We start from the raw sequence: 20470 nt of genomic DNA, 5'->3' as shown, positions 1-20470 counted from the left end.
GTGCAACAGTAATGTTAAAATTGATATAAATAAAACCAATCTGTGATATGCTTAACAATCTTCTGTCTCCAATTCAGCATCTTATATAACATCTTATAACATAACCTTAACACAAATTAACTACACTCTTTATAAGATTCTGTAAGTTATAATCGTTTACTGATCATACGTCCCAAAACAATTTTTCAATTTATTAATTAAAGCCTTTAACAATGAAAAAAAGAGTTTTTGCCTATGCAGGCCTGTTATTCATAACCTGTAGCTTCTTACTTAGCTGTAGTAATGACGACGACGAGACACAAATACCAACTACTGCGGTTACGACTTCTAAACAATACAAAGACATCACAGCTGCTAATGATGAAATCAACTCTGTGGTAGAAAATGTTTTCAACACCGAAACTAATATTGGTAATAAATCTTTTTCTAATATAAAAACACCTGAGTGTGCAACAATTACTTCTGAAGTAACAGATGAAAAGAAAACTGTTACTATCGATTTTGGGGATAATTGTGAATTACCTAATGGTGAAGTAATTTCTGGTAGTATTCAGATGAGTTTTAGTCTTCAACTCGATGCAGAGAGTAAAATAGAAATTAGTTATACCCTGGATAAGATCGTCTATAAAGATATTACTGTGAGCGGGACTGCAACTACTATATTTTCTTTTAACAGTGATACTGGAAACACCAAATTTACTACAAATTCTGATTTTACATTTGCATGGAAAGATGGGCTTTCTGCAACTAGTAAAACAAATTTTGAGACAGAGTCTTTCCCAGGAAACAGTAATCCGGATACACCACCTAATCTAATTTTTTATAGCTTAACTACAGGTAGTAGCATCACTCAGTTTAGTAACGGTGATCGATTTGCTGTAGAGATTACAACTCCTTTACGCGACGAAAGTTCATGCCAATATACTGTGAGTGGTGTGATGGTAACTACAGAAAATAGTGCGGTTATTACGTTGAATTATGGTGATGGAGAATGTGACAATATTGCTATCCAGACTGATGCAGATGGCAATGAAACTACTATAGAATTATAGTAAGACCCCACAAAAAGAATTAAAACGTTTTAGAAATTTTCTAAAACGTTTTTTTGTTATATCACGAAAAGGATCTAAAAAAAACTTTAACATAGGATTAGTACCTCTCATTACTTGTATTGGTTAAGTTTGCCGCCCAATACCCCTCAGTAAATTTATATATAAACCTTTTATTTTTTAATTATTTTCTTATGAAAAACAGAATTATTGCTTTCGCAAGTATTTTGGTAGCTACTGCTTTTTTGTTTAGTTGTAGCAGTGACGATGACAACGCAAATGAAACAAATCTGGTTACCACCTCGGCCAAATATAAAGATGTGAGGTCTGCGAATCGAGAAATTAACGCTGCAGTACAAGGCACCATGAATGATCCGTCTAATGCTAGTCGTAGTCTAAAGAATAGTTCTAATGATTGTGTCACCCTTACCTCTGAGTTAACAGAAACCGGAGGAACTGCTACTATCACTTTTGGTGAAAATTGTACGTCTCCTGATGGAAAAGCTATTTCGGGTACAATTTTATTAAGCTATAAAATGAAAGAAGCTTCTGGGGAATTAGCATTTGATATAACATACACCTTAGAGAACTTTTCTTTTAATGGTATAACGGTAAGTGGAAGCTCTATTGCCACATACAATATACTAGACAAAAAATTTGTTACCGATTCTGATTATAAGTTTATCTGGGATGATGGGCTTTCTGTGGTAAGTAAGAATACGACTTCGGTTGAAATCCTAATTAATGAAGAATCTGCCGAATCATATACTCTTATTAATATGGACACTAAAGCTGAGTTTAGTAGTGGAGAATTATATACTTCTAAAACTACCACTCCTATGAGAGTAGAAAATGACTGTAAATATGTTGTAAGTGGTATTCTTGTAACGAGTGAAAATGCATCAACCATTACCTTAAATTACGGTGATGGAACCTGCGACAATGTAGCAACACAAACTGATTCTGAAGGAAATGTTACGACTATAGACTTGGATGTAGAAGAAAACTTCACGCTTTAATAATTACCATCATAATTGATAAGGAAAACCGTTTCAGAGAAATTTCTCTGAAACGGTTTTTTGATTACTTCTGTATTTTATTATAATACGCTTTTTCTGTTACTTCGGACCATTTGGAGATCTTTTTTTGAAAACTAGAATAGCTCTCATATACTTCTTTAGAAAGCGGATCATCTCCTATCATTTCCTGGATGGCTTCATCGGTAAATCCTCGCAAAGCATCCAAAGTTTCTTTAGAAAATTCACGAATCTCAACACCTTCTTCATGTACTAACTTATCGAGATAAATACCGTTTTGTCTATCAAACTCTGCCAAAACCCATACTTGTGCCCGTTTAGAAGCCGCTTCTAAAACGGCTTGTAGATGTGGTGGCAAACCATCGTATAGGTTCTTATTAATAAAAAACTCAAGTTGCGAACCAGTCTCATGCCATCCTGGCGTATAATAATATTTTGCAATTTTATGAAATCCCATTTTATAATCGTGATACGGGCCAATCCATTCGGTAGCATCGATAACTCCCCTTTCTAAGCTTGTATACACCTCGCTACCTGCAACCAAAACTGCTGCTCCACCAGCTTTTTCTAGTACTTTTCCTCCAATTCCTGGTAAGCGCATTTTTAATCCTTTAAAATCTTCTACAGAATTGATTTCCCGGTTAAACCATCCTCCCATCTGTACTCCCGTATTTCCTCCCATAAATGGTACAAGGTTAAATTTGGCGTATGTCTTTTTCCATAATTCATACCCTCCTCCTGTTTCTAGCCAGGAGGTAATCTGTTGGCTATTCATCCCAAATGGTACGGCTGCAAAAAACTGTGCTGCGGGGGTCTTTCCTGCCCAATAATACGCTGCTCCACACCCCATTTCAATAGTTCCTTGGGATACTACATCAAAAGCTTCTAGCGGAGGTACTAATTCTCCTCCACCATATACTTTTATTTTTATCTGCCCATTAGACAATTCGTCTACCCATTCTGAGTATTTCTCTGCAACTTCGCCTACTACAGGAAAATTTGGTGGCCAGGTAGTCGTCATTTTCCAATAAAACACTTTGTCTGGCTTAGTCACATCATACGAAGTAGTACGCATACTTGCCGGTGGATCTCCCAAACAAGAAAGAAATAACACTACAGTGGCTACTAAGGTCAAATACCTTAACATTTTATGTTTTTGAATGATAACAAATTTCATAAGACTTAGTACTATATTATTAAACATCTTTAGAAATAGAAAAAGGATATTCTTTTATCGTTTCTAAAGGATCTATGTTAGTATTCTATTTTGATATAAAAATAATTTCAGGAAAAAATACAACTACACCAACAATAATTAATTGAATGATGATAAATGGTATAATTCCTTTATAAATCTGACTGGTTTTTACATGATCCGGTGCCACACCTTTAAGATAAAATAAAGCAAAGCCAAATGGTGGTGTTAAAAACGACGTTTGCAGATTTAGTGCTATTAAAATCCCGACCCACAACATATCCATACCAAAAGCATTAAAAATAGGAGTTACTACTGGCACTATAATAAAAACGATTTCAATAAAATCAATAAAAAAGCCTGCAATAAAAATCACTACCATCACTAATAGCAAAAACATAAGAGGTGTTAAATTAGATGACATAATCAATTCTTGCAGATATGCATCCCCTCCTAACGTTCTGAACACTAAGGTAAATGTCGTTGCTCCTAAAAGAATAAAAAACACCATCGATGTTAGTTTTGTAGTTTCCTGAGCTACTTCTTTTAGAATTTTAAACGAAAACTTTTTTTGAATTACAGTTAATAGGGTTGCACCAATAGCTCCGATAGCAGAAGCTTCTGTTGGAGAAGCTATTCCTGTAAAAATAGACCCCAATACTAATACTATTAAGAGTATTGGCAAGAAGAGTACTTTTAGAATTTTTGAAGTAAAATTAGCCCCTTTAAATGCTGCAATCTCTTCTGCAGGAATACTGGGTGCATCTTCTTTATGAATAAAAGACTTTATTAAAATATAGACAATATATAATCCTACCAATATCAAACCTGGTAGTAGTGCTGCAGAAAATAATGCTCCTACATCTACAGAGGCCGATCCTCGTGACGAACTATTGATTGTGTCTGCTAATAACACCAATACAATCGATGGTGGAATGATTTGTCCTAATGTTCCCGACGATGCTATCACTCCGGTTGCAAGTTCTGTTTTGTATCCTCGCTTAAGCATTGTAGGCAGGCTTATTAATCCCATTGTTACAACTGTTGCTCCCACAATCCCGGTAGATGCGGCAAGTAAAGCGCCAACAATCACTACAGAAATTGCCAAACCACCACGTACACGTCCAAACATCATTGCCATAGTTTCTAACAAACTCTCTGCCAGGCCCGATTTTTCTAGCATAATTCCCATAAAAATAAACAGAGGAACTGCCATTAATACATAGTTATTAACTACGCCCATTATTCTTGCAGGAAGCAAATAAAATGTAGACATCTGGAACACTTCTGGAGCAAAAATAGATACCCCAAAAGCAAAGGCTACCGAAATCCCTCCTAATGTAAAAGCAACCGGATATCCTCTTAGAATCAGAATGAAGATAATTACAAATAGTAGTATTGCCAGGTATTCCATTTCTAATTCTTATTAAAAATAATTTGAATTGATTTCAACATATGGGATATTCCTTGAAGTAACAGAAAAACAAACCCCAGAGTAATACAAAATTTAAGTATGTATAGGGCAGGTAAGCCTCCTGGTTGAGGAGAACCTTCTCCTATCATAAAAGAAGACAACCCATAATACCAAGAAGAAACAATAACTACGTAGCACCAGGGAATAAGCAAAAGAGCTCCTCCTAAAAGATCTACCCAGGCTTTTCCTTTTCTAGAAAGTTTGGTATAAAAAACATCTACCCGTACATGTTTCTCGTATTTAAAGGTATATCCAGACGCTAAAAGAAATATCATCCCGAAGAGATAAATCTCTATTTCGATCATCCAGACATATGTAAACTTGAAGATATAGCGAATAATTACATCAAGACCAATGACTATCGCCAGTAACGCTGCTACCCAACTAACCAGTACTCCTATTTTCTCACCAACTCTGTCGAGAAAATTGATAATTTTTTGCATCTAATGATTTGTGTTACTAATATCTGGGTTGAAGATACTAAAATTAGATGCATTTGAAAACGGAAGTTAGTAATTGAACTCATCCTGAATAATGCTTTTGCCTACAAAATCCACATTTTGCACTCTAATTTTGTTATTTTTTTCAACGTAGCTAAGGCTATGCTGAAAAAAATAACTTCATTATGGCACAAAAGCCAAACTTTTCGGCTTAAAACCACTACTCAGGATGAGTTCATTGTTAAATAACGTATCGAAGATTTTCGATACTAACATATGTATTAAAATTACCTTAAAGTTATCGTACAAAAACCAATTCATTAGGCTTAGTTGTATATTCTTCACTAAACCCATACCCTTCGTAATTAAACCCTTTTAAATCTTCAATAGTTTCTGCACCAGTATCTATAATATAACGAACCATCATTCCTCTGGCTTTTTTGGCAAAGAAGCTTATCATTTTAAGTTTGTCTCCTTTCCAATCTTTAAATTGTGGAGTAATCACAGGTACTTTTAATGCTTTTTTATCGATTACACTAAAATATTCATTACTTGCCAGGTTAATAAATAATTCATCATCCTGTAATTCATCATTAAAATACTGGGTAATTGTTTTTTTCCAAAACTCGTATAAATTATTTTTTCGCCCTACTTTTAACTTAGTCCCCATCTCAAGACGGTAGGGTTGCATTAGGTCTAAAGGTTTTAGAACTCCGTACAATCCAGAAAGTATTCTTAATTGATCTTGTAATGTATCTAATTTTTTTTCGGGAATAGTATACGCATCTAATCCGATATATACATCTCCGTTAAACGAATATACCGCAGGTCTTGCATTTTCTTTTGTAAACGGAAGGTGAAACTCCTGATTACGTTGCCAATTAAGTTGTGCCAACTTATCACTTATACTCATTAGCTCAGACAATTTTTTGGGTGTTTTTTTCTTTAATACACCATTTAACTTTTCTATTTCTGTAAGAAAAGTCGGAGTCGTATGCTGCTTAGTTGGTAATGTAGTTTCAAAATCTAATGATTTAGCGGGAGATATTACAATTTTCATGTAGGTGACTTTTTTGTTCTTCAAAAATACAATTGTCTATGGACAATTAAAATCTATACCTGTATTTATTCTCTATTTAGGTATTTGCAAAAGTTATTTTGATTTCAGAATATATTCTTCTATCTGTTTAATGAACGTTTCTTCATCTTTAAATGCAATCAGATTGCTATCGGGATCGTAAAATTTTGCTACTTTTCCCCAATGGTGTTCCTGATAATCAACGACTACTCCTTTTCTCTTTAAATGGTTTGCTACTCTTTGCACATTATCTACATTCATCCGTATGCAGCTAAATGTCTTTGCATTCATTTCAGTCATTTTCAGGTAATCTTCTCTGTCTTCTTTTTCAACCATTAAATAGGTGCCATACAAATCAAAACACGTTAATTCATTATTTTGAAATAAAATAGGCAACTCTAAAATAGTTTCATAAAATACAATAGATTCCTCATATTTTTTAACATATAAAATAATTCCGGTTCTTTTAATTTTCATTCTAAGAGGTTTTATGGTTAAAATACGATGGTATCATGAAACCATAAATCAATCATAGTATTTCTTATCTATTGAATTATTGATGATCTCTATCTATAGGTTGTCATCACTGAGGTGAAGTATCAATAGCTGTTATTAATTTTTATTTGAAACAAATATAAATAACTGATTTTCAGTTAACAAAAAAACAAAAAAACACCATATTCCTTTTTAGAAAAAAAGAATTTAACTAATTTTAATGCAAATAACGTATTACAAAGAGGGGAAACCCTCACTTTCGTCACAAAAGCATGAACTCTGATGTATTAAACATTAGAACACATTGTCTAATTATCCACAAATTTTCTTCTAAACATAAAAACTCTTTAGACATTTTGTTTAACGTTTAATTTAATATTTGTGATATGTTAAGATCTTCGAGTACCTTTATTTTTTTCATTTTTCTTTTTATTATTTTCTTTTATTCTTGTGAAAAAGAAGATATTACTTTAATTGAGCGACAACAGATTGAAGAACAATCTGAAGCAGAAGTTGTTCAGGACACTACATATACTGATGCCGAATTACTAAAAGTTCTGGAGGAAGAAATAGAATTTTTAGAACTTGAGAAGGAAGGATATATTGTTGATATTTCTGGTATGGATGTCGTTAAAGAAAATCCAAAAAAAGTATATGTACATTATTTGCCATGGTTTCAAAATAAAGATTTTGATGGATATTGGGGTCAACACTGGACAATGAGTAATCAAGACCCCGAAATAAAAGATGAAAATGGTAATTCGCAAATCGCCTCGTATTATTATCCTCTTATCGGCCCATATTCTTCTAGTGATCCCGATTTACATGAATATCACTTTTTAATGATGAAACTCTCGGGAGTTGATGGAGTAATTTTTGATTGGTACGGTAGTAGAGATGTACACGATTATGGATTGATAAAAAAATCAACAGAGACCTTTATTAATACCCTGGAAGATTTAGGTCTTGAATTTTCGATTATGTATGAGGATCGTGTTGCTGCTCAAGCTGCAGAACAATCTCTTACTACAGATATCATAGAAGCTGCGCAAGAAGATTTTACATACATTAACGACACCTATTTCTCTAGCCCCAAATACATGCAATATAATGGTAAAAATATGTTATTCGTATTTGGTCCCCATCATATAACCACAGAAACCCAATGGAATCAGGTATTTGATGTACTCCCTACAGAAAATCGCCCAAACTTTTTAACACTATGGGCAGCAAGTGATCGTGTTGGAGTGAATGCTTCTGGAGAGTTTTTATGGGTAGATAAAGACCATTTACTTGCTCATCAAAATTATTATGACACTTATCAAGCATCTAATGCAATAACAGTGGGATCTTCTTATCCCGGTTTTAGGAGTTTTTATACAGAAGGAGGATGGTCTGATGGCAGTAATGATTGGGCTATTGATCTTAATTCTGGTCATACTTTTGCAGAAACTCTTAATTATACGCATCACGAACTTTCAGATTTTATTCAAATCATTACCTGGAATGATTTTGGCGAAGGCACTATGATAGAACCCACACAAGAGTTTGGTTTTACCTACTTACAACTCTTACAACAATACACCGGAGTTTCTTTTTCTCCTAATGATCTGCAGGTAGCCCTGGATCTGTATCATATCAGAAAAAAATATAAACAAAATGCGTTCGTACAGAAGATTTTGAATCGATCTTATAAGTACATAAAAAAACTACGGCTAAAACGTGCCCATAAGATCTTAAAAGCTATTAAACGATTTTATTAACGATCGGTATGTTTTAAAATGGAAAAAGCCTGTCTAATCGACAGGCTTGTGTTTTAAAAAAGTCAAATGTATATTATAATACTTTCACGTTTACCGCGTTCAATCCTTTTTTACCTTCTTGTAGATCAAATTCTACTTCATCACCTTCACGCACTTCGTCGATTAAACCTGAAATGTGTACAAAATGATCTTTGTTTGATCCTTCTTCTGTTATGAATCCAAATCCTTTGGAGTCATTAAAAAATTTTACTGTTCCTTTGTTCATTATAATTTATTAAAACGCGAAGGTACTATTATTTGATCAGTAATCCTTATTAATTTCAAAATAAAGTTTTTAGTAACCTTTATTTAATGTTCTCTAAATATGATGATAATGAACCAAATAACTACATTATACATCATTTTTTAATTAAAATACAAGAGACTATTTTTCTTTTTTCTTTTTAGAATTATACTCATTTTCTACTTCTCTCAATATGGTATTTAATTTGTTTCTTGCCAACCATTTCCCTTTAATCATCACACCTTCAATAGTTCTTGTATTTCGAATATCTTCTAAAGGGTTTTTATTAAGTAGCACCAAATCTGCTTTTTTACCTTCAGTAATTGTACCACTTACAGCTATTCGATTCAAATATCGGGCGGGGTTCACTGTGGCTGTCTTTAGGGTTTCGTAAGGTGAAAGTCCGGCACTACAGATTAATTCTAATTCTCGATGTAATGAAAACCCTGGTAAAAAAAGACCGTAAGTATCACTTCCGGCTAGTAAAAACACTTTTTCATCATTTAATATTTTTGTAAATTTCTTCTGCCACTGTAATTCTTTATCAAGACGAATAAGCGATTCTGGTGCAGTAAACCAGGTATTGGTACGATAATGAATACTATCTGAAGTACAATATGCTGCATATGCCTCGGGAAGATATTTTAACTCATCGCTTTTTTTAAGTATTTCGAATTTTTTATCATCTGCATATCGACTAATCATTTCAAAAACTCCCAAAGTTGGAGACACATATACTCCGCTTGTTTTGATCTGCATGGCTGCTTGTCTTAGATAATCTGTATCTGCTCTTTGTGAGGTGTCGAATATATTCATAAACTCTTCTATATGAGCTATAGATTTCATTCTAAGAGAATATTCTAATGGAAGTTTTCTTTGACCGTGACCAATAACAGGAATATTATATTTATGAGTCTCTTCTAGCAATTTTAGGTATATCTCTTTAGGAAAATTATCTGCAACTTTTAAAAAATCATATCCTTTGTCATGATGTTTTTTTACCATACTAATTACATCTTCAATGGTTTGCAAATGATTAGCTTTTAGATAAGGCCCGGTAGTAACATAATAGGGTGCTAATATTTCATCATTATTCGCTTTTTTACGAATAGCAATTTGGTCCTGCCTTTCATACTCTGTCATATTTCGCGCTGTTGTTACTCCATTAGCTATTAAAAGTTTGAACTCATTTTTCGCATTGTTTTCAAGGTGAAAGTGCATTTCTGCTAAACCAGGAATCAAATATTTACCTTTAGCATTAATGGTTATATTGATGTTTTCTGAAGGTTTTTGAGAAGCTGGTTCGATTGCAGCTATTTTCCCATCTGCAATAATTACTCTTTGATTAAACAAAACAATCTCTTTATGCATTGGGATTACATTTACATTTTCAAAAGAGATCGTTTCGGTTTGAGCTTTGCCTACAACAGCAAAGAAAAGGCAACACATTAGAAAAAATATCCTATGATTATTTGATTTACACATACTTATTTGTTTTAATTTATATGCTACAAACCTATCTAGATGGTATATTTTTATCGTTCCATATTGTCAGAATATGAGAAATTCGAACCTATTGATTTTGTTTTTTAAACTCGTTGGGGGATAGTCCTGTCTCCTTTTTAAAAGCCGTATAAAAAGTAGTTTTAGAATTAAATCCTGCTTCAAGACCAATGGCGAGAATACTATATTTATCGAACTCAGGATCCAGAATCATTTGTTGTATATCTTTTACCCGGTAACTATTTATAAATTCTGAAAAATTTTTATTACTTGATTTTTTGATTTGTTCTGAAAGATACCCACTACTTATCCCAAGCTTTTGAGCAATACTATCCCGGCTAATGTCTGGGTTATGATGAATATTTTCGCGCTCTATCAATACCAACAATTGTTGCATATAGGAATTAACTTCATTTTTATGTGCTTTTTTGTTGATTTTAGACCGTTGTAGTTGATTTCTAATTTCATACTGGTCATTAGATAGTTTAAACTGATAAAGTCCTTTATAGATAAGCCAATACATAAAAACAGAAACCCCTACCCACAAATATGTCAATGGCATCTTATAATCATACATAAATCTATACACTTCTAAAATAACTCCATAAATTTCTAAAAGAGAAATAAAAATCCAGATCCTCTTTATCCATTTTATACTAAACGCTGTGTTTGAATAGAACAAATATCTAAATGATATTGCCATAAAAATGATTGGAAAAACAACGGATACTATACTTACTGTTTTATAAAAGAAAAAGATGATTTCTTTTTTATTAGGTATCATGATTTCATAAAGACCAAAAATCGTATCTAGAGATATAATACCATTAAGTAGGCTTAAGATGAAAAAAGGAATGTAGAGAAAAAAAACTGTATTGCTTTTTGCCAAAGGGTGCTTTATTTTTCTTATAAAAAACACCAATAAAGTAACTGGATACAAGAATTGCCATAAAAACAGATCCAATATTGAAATCAGCACTGGGTTTTTTCCTAAATCCCAAAACCAATTATTTAATCCTATAATAGATAATATAATTAGAGTATATGCTAAATATGCGTTGTCTTCATTTTTAAAAAACCTCGAAAACAGGATTATTACTCCCAGGACAAAACCATGAATAACTCCTATAAGAATAAAGATTTCTAAAAAAGAAATTTCCATTATCTGGATATTTTAAAAGCTAAATTTTTATTTGAATATATCAAATACAGGGATTACACCTTTACTCCCCTGATAATTGATTTTTAGCATATTTTTTCCAGCGTTCTATACATTGTTGCATATCTTCAGGAATCGGGGTTTCAAAATGCATATGCTCATTAGTTACCGGGTGTTCAAAACCAAGAGTTCTGGCATGTAAAGCTTGTCGGGGTAAAATCTTAAAACAGTTTTCTACAAATTGCTTGTATTTGGTAAACGTAGTTCCTTTTAATATTTTCTCTCCGCCATAACGTTCATCATTAAATAAAGTATGACCTATATATTTCATATGTACCCGAATCTGATGCGTTCTTCCTGTTTCTAATCTGCAAGAAACTAATGTAACATATCCTAATCGTTCTATAACTTTATAATGTGTGATTGCTGGTTTTCCTTTATCGGCTTCATCATCTTCAAAAACAGTATTTTGTAATCTATTTTTAGGATGTCGTCCTATATTACCTTCTATTGTACCTTCATCCTCTGTTACATTGCCCCAAACAATCGCTACATATTCGCGTTGACTGGTTTTATCAAAAAACTGTTTCGCCAGATGTGTCATAGCTTCTTCTGTTTTGGCTATTACTAACAGTCCGCTGGTATCCTTATCAATTCGATGTACTAATCCTGGTCGATTACTGCTATTATTCGGAAGGTTATCAAAATGATAAATCAGTGCATTAATTAAGGTTCCCGAATAGTTACCATGACCGGGATGTACCACCATCCCTGCTGGTTTGTTAACAACCAATAACACATCGTCTTCGTATACAATATCTAAAGAAATGTTCTCTGGAGTTAGTAAATTTTCATAAGGAGGATGAGAGAATAATACCCGTACAATATCATTTGGTTTTACCTTATGATTTGATTTTACCGGAATATCATTTACAAAAACACTTCCATTTTTTGCAGCCTGTTGTATTTTGTTACGGGTTGCGTTCTCTACAAAATTCATTAAAAACTTATCCACCCTTAACGGTACCTGCCCTGCTCCAGCCACAAACCGATGATGCTCATAGAGGTCATCCTCGTTAGCATCAAAATCTCTTGTATCTTCGTTTTCTTTCAAAATTAATTAGATAGATTTATAGTTCCTCCTTCTCCATTCCCTAGAACCAAATCTATAACAGAGGTTTTCATTAATTTCGTTCCTGGTTTTAACCGTTTACCATTATGTCTTAATTCTAATACCATATCTCTCGCAATATTAGGTTGATAGGTAACAGAACCTATTTTAAAGCCAAGAGCAACCAGTTTTGGTTCTGCCTGTCTTCTGGTTCTTTGTACTACATTAGGAACTTCGATCTTACGGTAACCCGACGGATTTAAGGTAACATATATTTTACGATTTTCTTTTACCTCGCTACCTGCAACAGGGTTTTGTTCTAATACAGAATATCTTGGATAATCAGGATTAAAGTTTGCAGAATCCTGAACTTCGTATCTCAATTCTTTTTCTTCTAGTATCTTCCCTACCTCATCTAATGTCTTTTTACTTAAGCTGGGTACTACAATACGTTGATGATGATTTGTTGTACTTTCTAGCCACTCTAGCGCAACATAAGATAAGATAGCAAGCATTGCTACCGCTATAACCAATTGTATCAAAAATATTTTACTGTAAATAAATTTGAATAGACCTCTGAAGAAATTTATAAATGCACTCATCTGTTATATACCTGTTATTGTTATAGTCAAACACAATCTTCCTGATTATGGAAACAAAATTTACCAATAATCACTCTAATTATTAGCATTAACTTTATTGTAATGGCTTATTTGATAATTTGGACAAATATATAAAAACGGAAAGTTTTAAGCTTTTCTTATAAGATAAATGATATTTTTGTTTTCAAAAGTCACTTTATGAAGAAAAATATTGCCGTTTTAATGGGCGGGTATTCTAGCGAGTTTGAAATCTCGATTCAAAGTGGAAATGTGGTATATAAGTATCTGGATAGAGATTTATATGTTCCGTTTCGTGTTCATATAACCAAAGATGGTTGGTATTATATAGATGATAATGATCAGAAGTATCGTATTGACAAAAACGATTTTTCACTAACCCTAGAAGGCTCTAAAATTACTTTTGATGCTGCTTTTAACACTGTTCATGGTACTCCTGGTGAAGATGGTTTGCTACAGGCATATTTTGAATTAATTGAGATTCCACAAACGGCTTGTGATTTTTACCCTGCAGCGCTTACTTTTAACAAACGAGATTGTATTAGTGCTTTAAAACCTTATGGAATACCTACCGCAACCAACTATTTTTTAAACAAAGGAGATGCTATAGATGGTAAAGCAATTATAGATACTGTAGGATTACCCTGCTTTGTAAAAGCGAATAAAGCTGGTAGTAGTTATGGTGTTTCTAAAGTTAAAACTATAGAAGATCTTCTACCCGCAATAGAAGTAGCTTACAAAGAAGATGATGAGATTATTATAGAATCTTTTTTAAGCGGAACCGAAGTTTCTGTAGGAGTTATTCAACATAATGGAAAAGATACAGTATTACCAATAACTGAAATTGTATCTGAAAATGAGTTTTTTGACTACGAAGCCAAATACATGGGTAAGTCTGAAGAAATCACTCCTGCCCGTTTATCTGATGAGGATACTCAAAAAGTTAAAGATCTGGCCTTAAAAGTATATCAGGTTTTAAAAATGAAAGGGTTTTCAAGAAGCGAATATATTTTTCATCACGGAGAACCTTATTTTGTAGAAATGAACACTAATCCCGGATTAAGTGAAGCCAGTATCTTACCGCAACAAGCAGAAAAAGCTGGAATTAGCTTAAAAGAATTATTTTCTAATGCCATAGAATCCAGTATACGTTTACAAAAACAGAAGTGCCATCTATAAATTTATAATTTGGAGTATCTTTGTAAATGCAATAATTAATAATCACCAATGAGAAGAGCTGTTTTTCCCGGATCATTTGACCCCATTACATTAGGACATTATGACATTATCGAAAGAGGCCTTACCCTATTTGATGAAGTTATCCTTGCCATAGGCGTAAATTCTGAGAAAAAATACATGTTTTCTCTTGAAGAGCGAAAACAATTTATTGAAGAAGCTTTTAAGGATGAGCCAAAAATTAAAGTAATGACTTACAAAGGGCTAACCATTGATTTTTGTAAACAACAAAATGCCGAATTCATATTAAGAGGCCTTCGTAATCCAGGTGATTTTGAGTTTGAGAAAGCCATCGCGCACACCAACAGAAAAATGTCGGATATCGAAACAGTATTTTTATTAACCTCTTCTGGTAAAAGTTATATCTCCTCTTCTATTGTTCGTGATGTAATTCGTAATGGTGGAGATGTTTCAGAACTAGTCCCAGATACAGTTCGTGTAAAATAACACGCTACTATGGAAAGAAAAATAGGAGCTATTGCTTTGATTGTAAAGGATTATGACGAAGCGATTCGGTTTTACACAGAAAAGCTCAATTTTAAACTTATAGAAGATACCAGACTTGATGACAAAAAACGATGGGTTCTTATTGCTCCTAACAATCAAACCGAGACTACTATTCTTTTAGCTCGGGCAGTTACTCCCGAACAGGAAAAAGCAATTGGAAATCAAACAGGTGGTCGGGTTTTTCTATTTCTTCATACCGATGATTTTTGGAGAGATTACCATGCCATGAAATCTAAAGGAGTTTTATTTCTGGAACAACCACGAGAAGAACCCTACGGAACCGTTGTTGTTTTTGAAGACTTATATGGTACCAAATGGGACTTGCTTGAGTTAAAATAATGCAAATTATAAATCCTTCCTGACATACCTTTGTCACTATCTGCATTTAGTTTTGCTGTACTATTAATTTCTAACATCAAATAATTATGATAAAAACAAAAATCGAACCTTTCTGGATCGTTGGGATTTCGGTACGTACAACTAAAAAAAATGAACAATTTGCAGAAGACATTCCTAATTTATGGAATACCTTTATGTCTGAAGGTACAATGCATAAGATCCCGAATAAACTTGAAGATTCTATCTATGCCGTATACACAGATTATGAAAGTGACCATACCGAAGGATATACTACAATCATAGGGTGTAAAGTTGCAAATTTAGACACTATCCCACCAGGAATGACCAGTGTACAAATCGAAAAAAGTATCTACTCTCGATTTACGGTCAAAGGAGATATTACCAAAGGTGTCATCTATGATAAATGGGTCGATATATGGGAAATAGACCTGGATAGAACATACACTACCGATTTTGAAATATATGGTGAAGATGCTGTAAACCCTACAGATGCCGAAGTAGATATTTTTGTAGCAATTGAATAAATTATCATAAAAAAAGACTTCACAATGTTAACATTGTGAAGTCTTTTAAAGTAATATTTTTACATAAAAAGTCCTTTGATTATAGTTGCGAAACAACATCTTTCTTATATTTTTTCAAGAGTGCACGTGTCATTCCGAGATTTGCTTTTGTAGAGTCAACCGCCAAATAAATAAAATATTCACCGTTTTCAGATACATCGATCATATGAATTTGACCATCAAGAGTAATTATAATATCCTGAACTTTAGATTTCAAACCTAACGCCTCGATAGCATTTTTCTTAGCTTTTACAACCTCCAAATTATAAGCAGAAGCGATTTCTGGATCAAAATCTTTTTTATCAGAATTAGAAGCATAACATACCCCTGTACCTACTTCTGTAACGGTAACTGCAATATAGCCCGGCACATTAGATTTAATATCTTCGATGAATTGTTCTAAAAAATTTGACATAGTTTAATTTAATTTAATTATTAATAATATTTTCTATAAAATTATTTTTCTAAAGAGCTCATATACTTAAGTAGTAATCCAAGTTTTGACATTTTTTTTGATACCACTAATATGATTGAATCAGATTTAATCCTATTTGCAATAAGAAAACCTTTTGAAGATTTAGCCATCAATTGATCAAGGTCTCCTTTAAGTAAATCTTTGACCATATCATCACACATCGAAAAGGCTGTTTCTGTCATCAAGGCAATATTAGTATCATGTTTTGTACCCAGTGCATCTATTACATTACCACTTTTATCGGCAATAACAATGCTATCAACTTCGGTATCTTCTTTAATCTTTTTCAGATCAATCATGGGCTAAAATTAGGATGTTTTTTGTTCTTTGTTTGGTAAATATAGAAACATTAATCTTTTAAAAAAATTCTTTCATCGTTTTTTTTCACTTTTAAACGATTATTTGTATCTTGTACTAAATATTTTTTGTAAAAAAATTCCTACAAATTATTAAATTGATTTAAAAGAAAATCTAACAATATAAAATGAGGTCTAAACTATGACGCTAATTAATCTACCAAATCCTGAATTAAAGGCAATTTTAAAAACTCGAAAAGAAAAGTTTAATTCCTACAGAGTTGGAAAAAAACAAGTTTCTCAAAAGACCGAAGATGTTTCTACCGAGGATATTTCTGAAGTAATAGAACGATTAACTAAAAAGGAGGCAGAAATTTCCTCTAAAAAGAAAAAAAAATCGGGTGCTAACAATTCTACAGACGCAGCTCAATCTACAAAAACATATACCGAAAAAATAAAAGGAGGCTATTTTGGAAAAAGAAGAAGTCGTTTTTAGTATGATTTCTATTTTATCATTGTAATGATAAGATAGAAACATTAATAAAAATTAGTAAACTAATGTAAAAACAAATCTCTTAATTCTTTACCATATATGATATAGTGTTTCTATAAACGAAGTGATTTAATATACTTTAAGAAATCGTTTTTATAACCAAACATAAGGCTTGATTTACTATAGATTGTTTTACAATACAATTACTTGTAATGGTTTGATCTTAAAACCCAACCATAAGAGCTCCGCAGATTCCTAATCCAACAACAAGGTATATCCCGGCAAGGATAAAGAAAATTTTCCCTGCTTTTCGATTTTTAGTTTTGAATAAGATTAGGCCTATAATCGAGAGAAATATCGGAGGACCTAAGAGGATTAAAAGAATTAAATACACTAATCCATCGAGGTTACCTACTTCCAAAAAAATGGTATTTACAATCATATCGTTTCTTTTCTTAATTGTTCTAAATACTCCTGCTTATCATCCCTATAGAATAAGTTCATCGTTTCAAAAGGAATGATTTTATAATCCTTATTTACAATATGTACACAAGACTTTTTAATCGCTCGTACATCAAAATTATAGGCATCAATAAATTGCATAATTATAATTCTAAACAGATTATCATACCCTAAATCCGGAGCATCGATCTCTGGTAAACAGCACATTATAGATTTTAGGTTTTCTGAAGCTGTTTCTACAGAATTTCCGGTACTAAATAACTCCAGGACTTTACCATGTAGCGCTTCGTCCTGCTCATATACAATCGTATTTTTACCATTATCCAACAGATCTGCCGGATTAATATATCGGGTAAGAGGTAGGATTCCATCTTCATTTTTTAAAGCGTATCCCATAACCAAAGCATCTGGATTACAAGGCACCGGGATAAGATCATCGGATTCAAAAACCGGAAATTGTTCTAAAATTTTTCTTCGCACCTCGGTCAATGTGATTCTATCGGTTTGTGTATCAAAATCTTCTAATCGTCCTGCTATTTGAGTAGGTTGAAATGTAACACCTCTCACACATTTTTGCTGTGTTGCAAATGTTAGTATATCGCCAATTAAAGTATCATTTAATCCTTTTTCTAAAGTCACGACCAGGGTAGTCGATAAATTTACACTATTTAAGTTCTCAATCGCTTGTTTTCTAATTTTGGTAAGATCCTCTCCTCTCAATTTTTGCAGTACTTCGGCATCCAATGCATCAAACTGTAGGTAGATTTCAAAATCTGGCATATAGCTTGCTAACTGTTGGGTAAATTTAATATCCTTTGCAATACGTATTCCATTTGTATTTACCATTAGATGTCGGATCGGTAATTGTTTGGCATAGTCCAGAATTTCAAAAAACTGAGGGTGTATTGTAGGCTCTCCCCCACTTATTTGTACCACATCTGGTTCTTTTTCATTTTTAACTATTGTATCCAGCATCTTCTTTATTTCATCTAATGATCGATGCCTTCCGTAATGCGGAGATGAAGAAGCATAACAGGTAGGACAAGTTAAATTACACCGGTCTGTTACTTCGATAATCGACAAACACGAATGCTGCTCATGATCAGGGCATAATCCACAATCATAAGGACACCCGTAATCTGTAGTGGTATTAAATTTATAAGGAAACTCAGAAGGTTTATTATAATTTCTAATGTTCTTATAATAGGCTATATCATCTGCAATCAAAACTTTAGATCTACCATGCTCTGGGCATCGCTTGAGCATAAATACCTTATCTTCTTCAAAAACAATTTTGGCTTCAATCCTTTTTAAACAAGTAGGACATAAACTTAATGTAAAATCGTAATACGTATAATTTCTAGTGGGCATTTATCTGTTTTTTTTGAAATTCATATACCGAAACAAATGGATATTGAAGAATTATTTTAATTATCTGTATCATGATCAATCATTTTATCCGATAACTCCTCTATTTCTTTAATACGCTGCATTGTTGTTTCTACCATACACCCAAGGTATATAATCCCAAGCATGTGACCTCTGTATCCTTCTGAAACAATTTCACTTTTCATTCTTCTATGATGTACCCAAGCATTTTGATAAGTTTTGATGGTGGTTTTTATCGTGTCATTAGTAATAGTATGCAACATTTTTTTGAGTTTCACATTCATAATAGAATCAGTCTGTTGAAACTTTAGATTCAAACAAATTCTGTCCTCAAGAGTGGTTCCCATAGTACTATTACAATCTGCTCTTTTAGCATATTTCATATATGATAGTTCTTTTAATCGCAAAGCATCAGATATATCCTGAGCAGATAGATTTATAACATTTAGGCAGGTTAAAAACCATATAATTATGATTATCCTGATTTTGCTCATTTGAAAACTATTTGTCGTAAAGTTTTTTGATAATAAATCATGCATAAGATACATAAATACTGAATACTACTAAGGCCGAGTAGAAAAAAAGTATTAGGTTTCAGGAATTCAATACAAAATCTAAATAGAAAATAAGAAATCATGAAATACTTAAACAGCAATCCACTTTCCGTTTTGGATTTTGTTTGAAAGCGTTTCAGAACTCCCCATAAAACCAATAGAAAAACAACCTCAAATAATGCTATCGGGTATCTATAAAGACCATCTCCCAAATCCATTCCTAGAAATGAAGTGGTTTGCTTACCATAGGTAAACTCTTTAACTCCAGCTAAAAAACAGCCTATTCTTCCTATGATAATTCCTAATATAATGGGAAACGTAAATAAATCACCCGAAGAATGTTTCTCGCCAATTATCTTTTTAGCCAACTCTACTCCTAGCAAACCACCAAAAAGACCTCCCATTATAGTTTTTATACTTAATAGTCGAACCACATATTCTAGATCGAAAGAAAAAGTCGGATGTTCTAAAAAACCAAAAAAACGAGATCCAAAAAATGCCCCAAATACCGCTCCAATGATTATAGATAATCTGTTTGATGATGAAATAGGATCCAGAGTGCGTTTTTTAAGATATACATAATATCGAAATCCAATAAAGAAAGCTGTGTATTCTAAAATCAAATGGATATTCACTTTATAGCCAAAGACAATAGGTTCAAAAGGGATATCCATGCAGTATTTAATTCGATTTTATAACCGAAATATAAGTTTATTTATAGAATTTGAATAATTAAAATCTATTCTAAACAATAAATTTTTCGCATATAACAAAAATATTTAGGAGAAATCTCCCCTAAAACGCATACTTCTAACGATTAATTTTGCACTTCATCAAAATCTATAAGACTACTTGTAAGAATAAACCTATTTATTTAATTTCCAGTAATATACAACAAAAATTCTATTTATTTATTTAATTTTTTTAG

24 protein-coding genes are annotated in these 20470 nt (G+C 32.7%); 8 read left to right on the top strand and 16 right to left on the bottom strand.

Annotated elements, in window-relative coordinates; all coding sequences use genetic code 11:
- Nucleotides 1-212 precede the first annotated feature (212 nt).
- Both Z053_RS0120000 and Z053_RS0119995 read left to right on the top strand, forming a co-directional pair.
- Nucleotides 213-1052, top strand: coding sequence for a hypothetical protein (locus Z053_RS0120000; protein WP_025666749.1), 840 nt, complete (start codon nt 213-215; stop codon nt 1050-1052).
- 191 nt (nt 1053-1243) lie between these two features.
- On the top strand, nt 1244-2068 hold the full coding sequence (locus tag Z053_RS0119995; protein ID WP_025666748.1) for a hypothetical protein: 825 nt from the start codon (nt 1244-1246) through the stop codon (nt 2066-2068).
- Nucleotides 2069-2132: 64 nt separating this feature from the next.
- On the opposite strand, the gene Z053_RS0119990 is transcribed toward Z053_RS0119995, so the two are convergent.
- From Z053_RS0119990 to Z053_RS0119970, 5 genes are all read right to left on the bottom strand, one after another.
- The gene (locus Z053_RS0119990; RefSeq protein ID WP_025666747.1) at nt 2133-3263 is read right to left on the bottom strand and encodes a TRAP transporter substrate-binding protein; all 1131 of its coding nucleotides are present in this window, start codon (nt 3261-3263) and stop codon (nt 2133-2135) included.
- Between the two features lie 85 nt (nt 3264-3348).
- A complete protein-coding gene (locus Z053_RS0119985; protein WP_025666746.1) occupies nt 3349-4695 on the bottom strand; it encodes a TRAP transporter large permease in 1347 nt (448 codons plus the stop codon).
- A gap of 2 nt (nt 4696-4697) precedes the next feature.
- The gene (locus tag Z053_RS0119980; RefSeq protein WP_025666745.1) at nt 4698-5198 is read right to left on the bottom strand and encodes a TRAP transporter small permease subunit; all 501 of its coding nucleotides are present in this window, start codon (nt 5196-5198) and stop codon (nt 4698-4700) included.
- Nucleotides 5199-5493: 295 nt separating this feature from the next.
- Nucleotides 5494-6255, bottom strand: a complete 762-nt coding sequence (gene yaaA, locus Z053_RS0119975) for a peroxide stress protein YaaA (protein WP_025666744.1) — start codon at nt 6253-6255, stop codon at nt 5494-5496.
- Between the two features lie 93 nt (nt 6256-6348).
- Nucleotides 6349-6750 (bottom strand): VOC family protein, encoded by a 402-nt coding sequence (locus tag Z053_RS0119970; RefSeq protein WP_025666743.1) that lies wholly within the window; start codon nt 6748-6750, stop codon nt 6349-6351.
- Nucleotides 6751-7154: 404 nt separating this feature from the next.
- Between Z053_RS0119970 and Z053_RS28990 the strand changes: the two genes are divergently transcribed.
- Nucleotides 7155-8531, top strand: coding sequence for a glycoside hydrolase family 71/99-like protein (locus Z053_RS28990; RefSeq protein ID WP_025666742.1), 1377 nt, complete (start codon nt 7155-7157; stop codon nt 8529-8531).
- A gap of 73 nt (nt 8532-8604) precedes the next feature.
- Here Z053_RS28990 and Z053_RS0119960 read toward each other — a convergent pair whose 3' ends face one another.
- From Z053_RS0119960 to Z053_RS0119940, 5 genes are all read right to left on the bottom strand, one after another.
- Nucleotides 8605-8796 (bottom strand): cold-shock protein, encoded by a 192-nt coding sequence (locus tag Z053_RS0119960; protein ID WP_024770737.1) that lies wholly within the window; start codon nt 8794-8796, stop codon nt 8605-8607.
- 159 nt (nt 8797-8955) lie between these two features.
- On the bottom strand, nt 8956-10299 hold the full coding sequence (locus Z053_RS0119955; protein ID WP_241459844.1) for an amidohydrolase family protein: 1344 nt from the start codon (nt 10297-10299) through the stop codon (nt 8956-8958).
- An 88-nt stretch (nt 10300-10387) separates the two neighbouring features.
- On the bottom strand, nt 10388-11479 hold the full coding sequence (locus Z053_RS0119950) for a helix-turn-helix domain-containing protein (RefSeq protein ID WP_025666740.1): 1092 nt from the start codon (nt 11477-11479) through the stop codon (nt 10388-10390).
- A 61-nt stretch (nt 11480-11540) separates the two neighbouring features.
- A complete protein-coding gene (locus Z053_RS0119945; RefSeq protein WP_152538350.1) occupies nt 11541-12590 on the bottom strand; it encodes an RluA family pseudouridine synthase in 1050 nt (349 codons plus the stop codon).
- A 2-nt stretch (nt 12591-12592) separates the two neighbouring features.
- A complete protein-coding gene (locus Z053_RS0119940) occupies nt 12593-13189 on the bottom strand; it encodes a PASTA domain-containing protein (protein WP_025666738.1) in 597 nt (198 codons plus the stop codon).
- 198 nt (nt 13190-13387) lie between these two features.
- Between Z053_RS0119940 and Z053_RS0119935 the strand changes: the two genes are divergently transcribed.
- From Z053_RS0119935 to Z053_RS0119920, 4 genes are all read left to right on the top strand, one after another.
- A complete protein-coding gene (locus Z053_RS0119935) occupies nt 13388-14386 on the top strand; it encodes a D-alanine--D-alanine ligase (protein ID WP_025666737.1) in 999 nt (332 codons plus the stop codon).
- 48 nt (nt 14387-14434) lie between these two features.
- Nucleotides 14435-14890 (top strand): pantetheine-phosphate adenylyltransferase, encoded by a 456-nt coding sequence (coaD, locus tag Z053_RS0119930; RefSeq protein ID WP_025666736.1) that lies wholly within the window; start codon nt 14435-14437, stop codon nt 14888-14890.
- Between the two features lie 9 nt (nt 14891-14899).
- A complete protein-coding gene (locus tag Z053_RS0119925) occupies nt 14900-15289 on the top strand; it encodes a VOC family protein (protein ID WP_025666735.1) in 390 nt (129 codons plus the stop codon).
- An 86-nt stretch (nt 15290-15375) separates the two neighbouring features.
- The gene (locus Z053_RS0119920; RefSeq protein WP_025666734.1) at nt 15376-15834 is read left to right on the top strand and encodes a GyrI-like domain-containing protein; all 459 of its coding nucleotides are present in this window, start codon (nt 15376-15378) and stop codon (nt 15832-15834) included.
- A gap of 79 nt (nt 15835-15913) precedes the next feature.
- Here Z053_RS0119920 and Z053_RS0119915 read toward each other — a convergent pair whose 3' ends face one another.
- A complete protein-coding gene (locus tag Z053_RS0119915) occupies nt 15914-16288 on the bottom strand; it encodes a hypothetical protein (RefSeq protein WP_025666733.1) in 375 nt (124 codons plus the stop codon).
- 41 nt (nt 16289-16329) lie between these two features.
- Nucleotides 16330-16647, bottom strand: coding sequence for a roadblock/LC7 domain-containing protein (locus Z053_RS0119910; RefSeq protein ID WP_025666732.1), 318 nt, complete (start codon nt 16645-16647; stop codon nt 16330-16332).
- Between the two features lie 199 nt (nt 16648-16846).
- Here Z053_RS0119910 and Z053_RS0119905 point away from each other — a divergent pair, with 199 nt between their 5' ends.
- Nucleotides 16847-17140 (top strand): hypothetical protein, encoded by a 294-nt coding sequence (locus Z053_RS0119905; RefSeq protein WP_025666731.1) that lies wholly within the window; start codon nt 16847-16849, stop codon nt 17138-17140.
- 220 nt (nt 17141-17360) lie between these two features.
- Here Z053_RS0119905 and Z053_RS0119900 read toward each other — a convergent pair whose 3' ends face one another.
- From Z053_RS0119900 to Z053_RS0119885, 4 genes are read right to left on the bottom strand one after another with little or no spacing between them, the layout of a single operon-like run.
- Nucleotides 17361-17579 carry a hypothetical protein gene (locus Z053_RS0119900; protein WP_025666730.1) on the bottom strand — a complete coding sequence of 73 codons (219 nt, stop codon included), beginning with the start codon at nt 17577-17579 and terminating at the stop codon, nt 17361-17363.
- A complete protein-coding gene (locus tag Z053_RS0119895) occupies nt 17576-18970 on the bottom strand; it encodes a radical SAM protein (RefSeq protein ID WP_025666729.1) in 1395 nt (464 codons plus the stop codon). Before Z053_RS0119895 ends, Z053_RS0119900 begins: the two co-directional genes overlap by 4 nt.
- Before the next feature lie 56 nt (nt 18971-19026).
- Nucleotides 19027-19482: a lysozyme inhibitor LprI family protein gene (locus tag Z053_RS28985; protein WP_051476101.1), complete on the bottom strand. Its 456-nt coding sequence runs from the start codon at nt 19480-19482 to the stop codon at nt 19027-19029.
- Nucleotides 19479-20216 carry a prolipoprotein diacylglyceryl transferase family protein gene (locus Z053_RS0119885; RefSeq protein WP_025666727.1) on the bottom strand — a complete coding sequence of 246 codons (738 nt, stop codon included), beginning with the start codon at nt 20214-20216 and terminating at the stop codon, nt 19479-19481. Before Z053_RS0119885 ends, Z053_RS28985 begins: the two co-directional genes overlap by 4 nt.
- Nucleotides 20217-20470 lie beyond the last annotated feature (254 nt).

Source organism: Aquimarina megaterium XH134, from assembly GCF_000520975.1.
GTDB lineage: Bacteria > Bacteroidota > Bacteroidia > Flavobacteriales > Flavobacteriaceae > Aquimarina > Aquimarina megaterium.
This window is presented reverse-complemented; position numbering and strand designations above follow the sequence as displayed.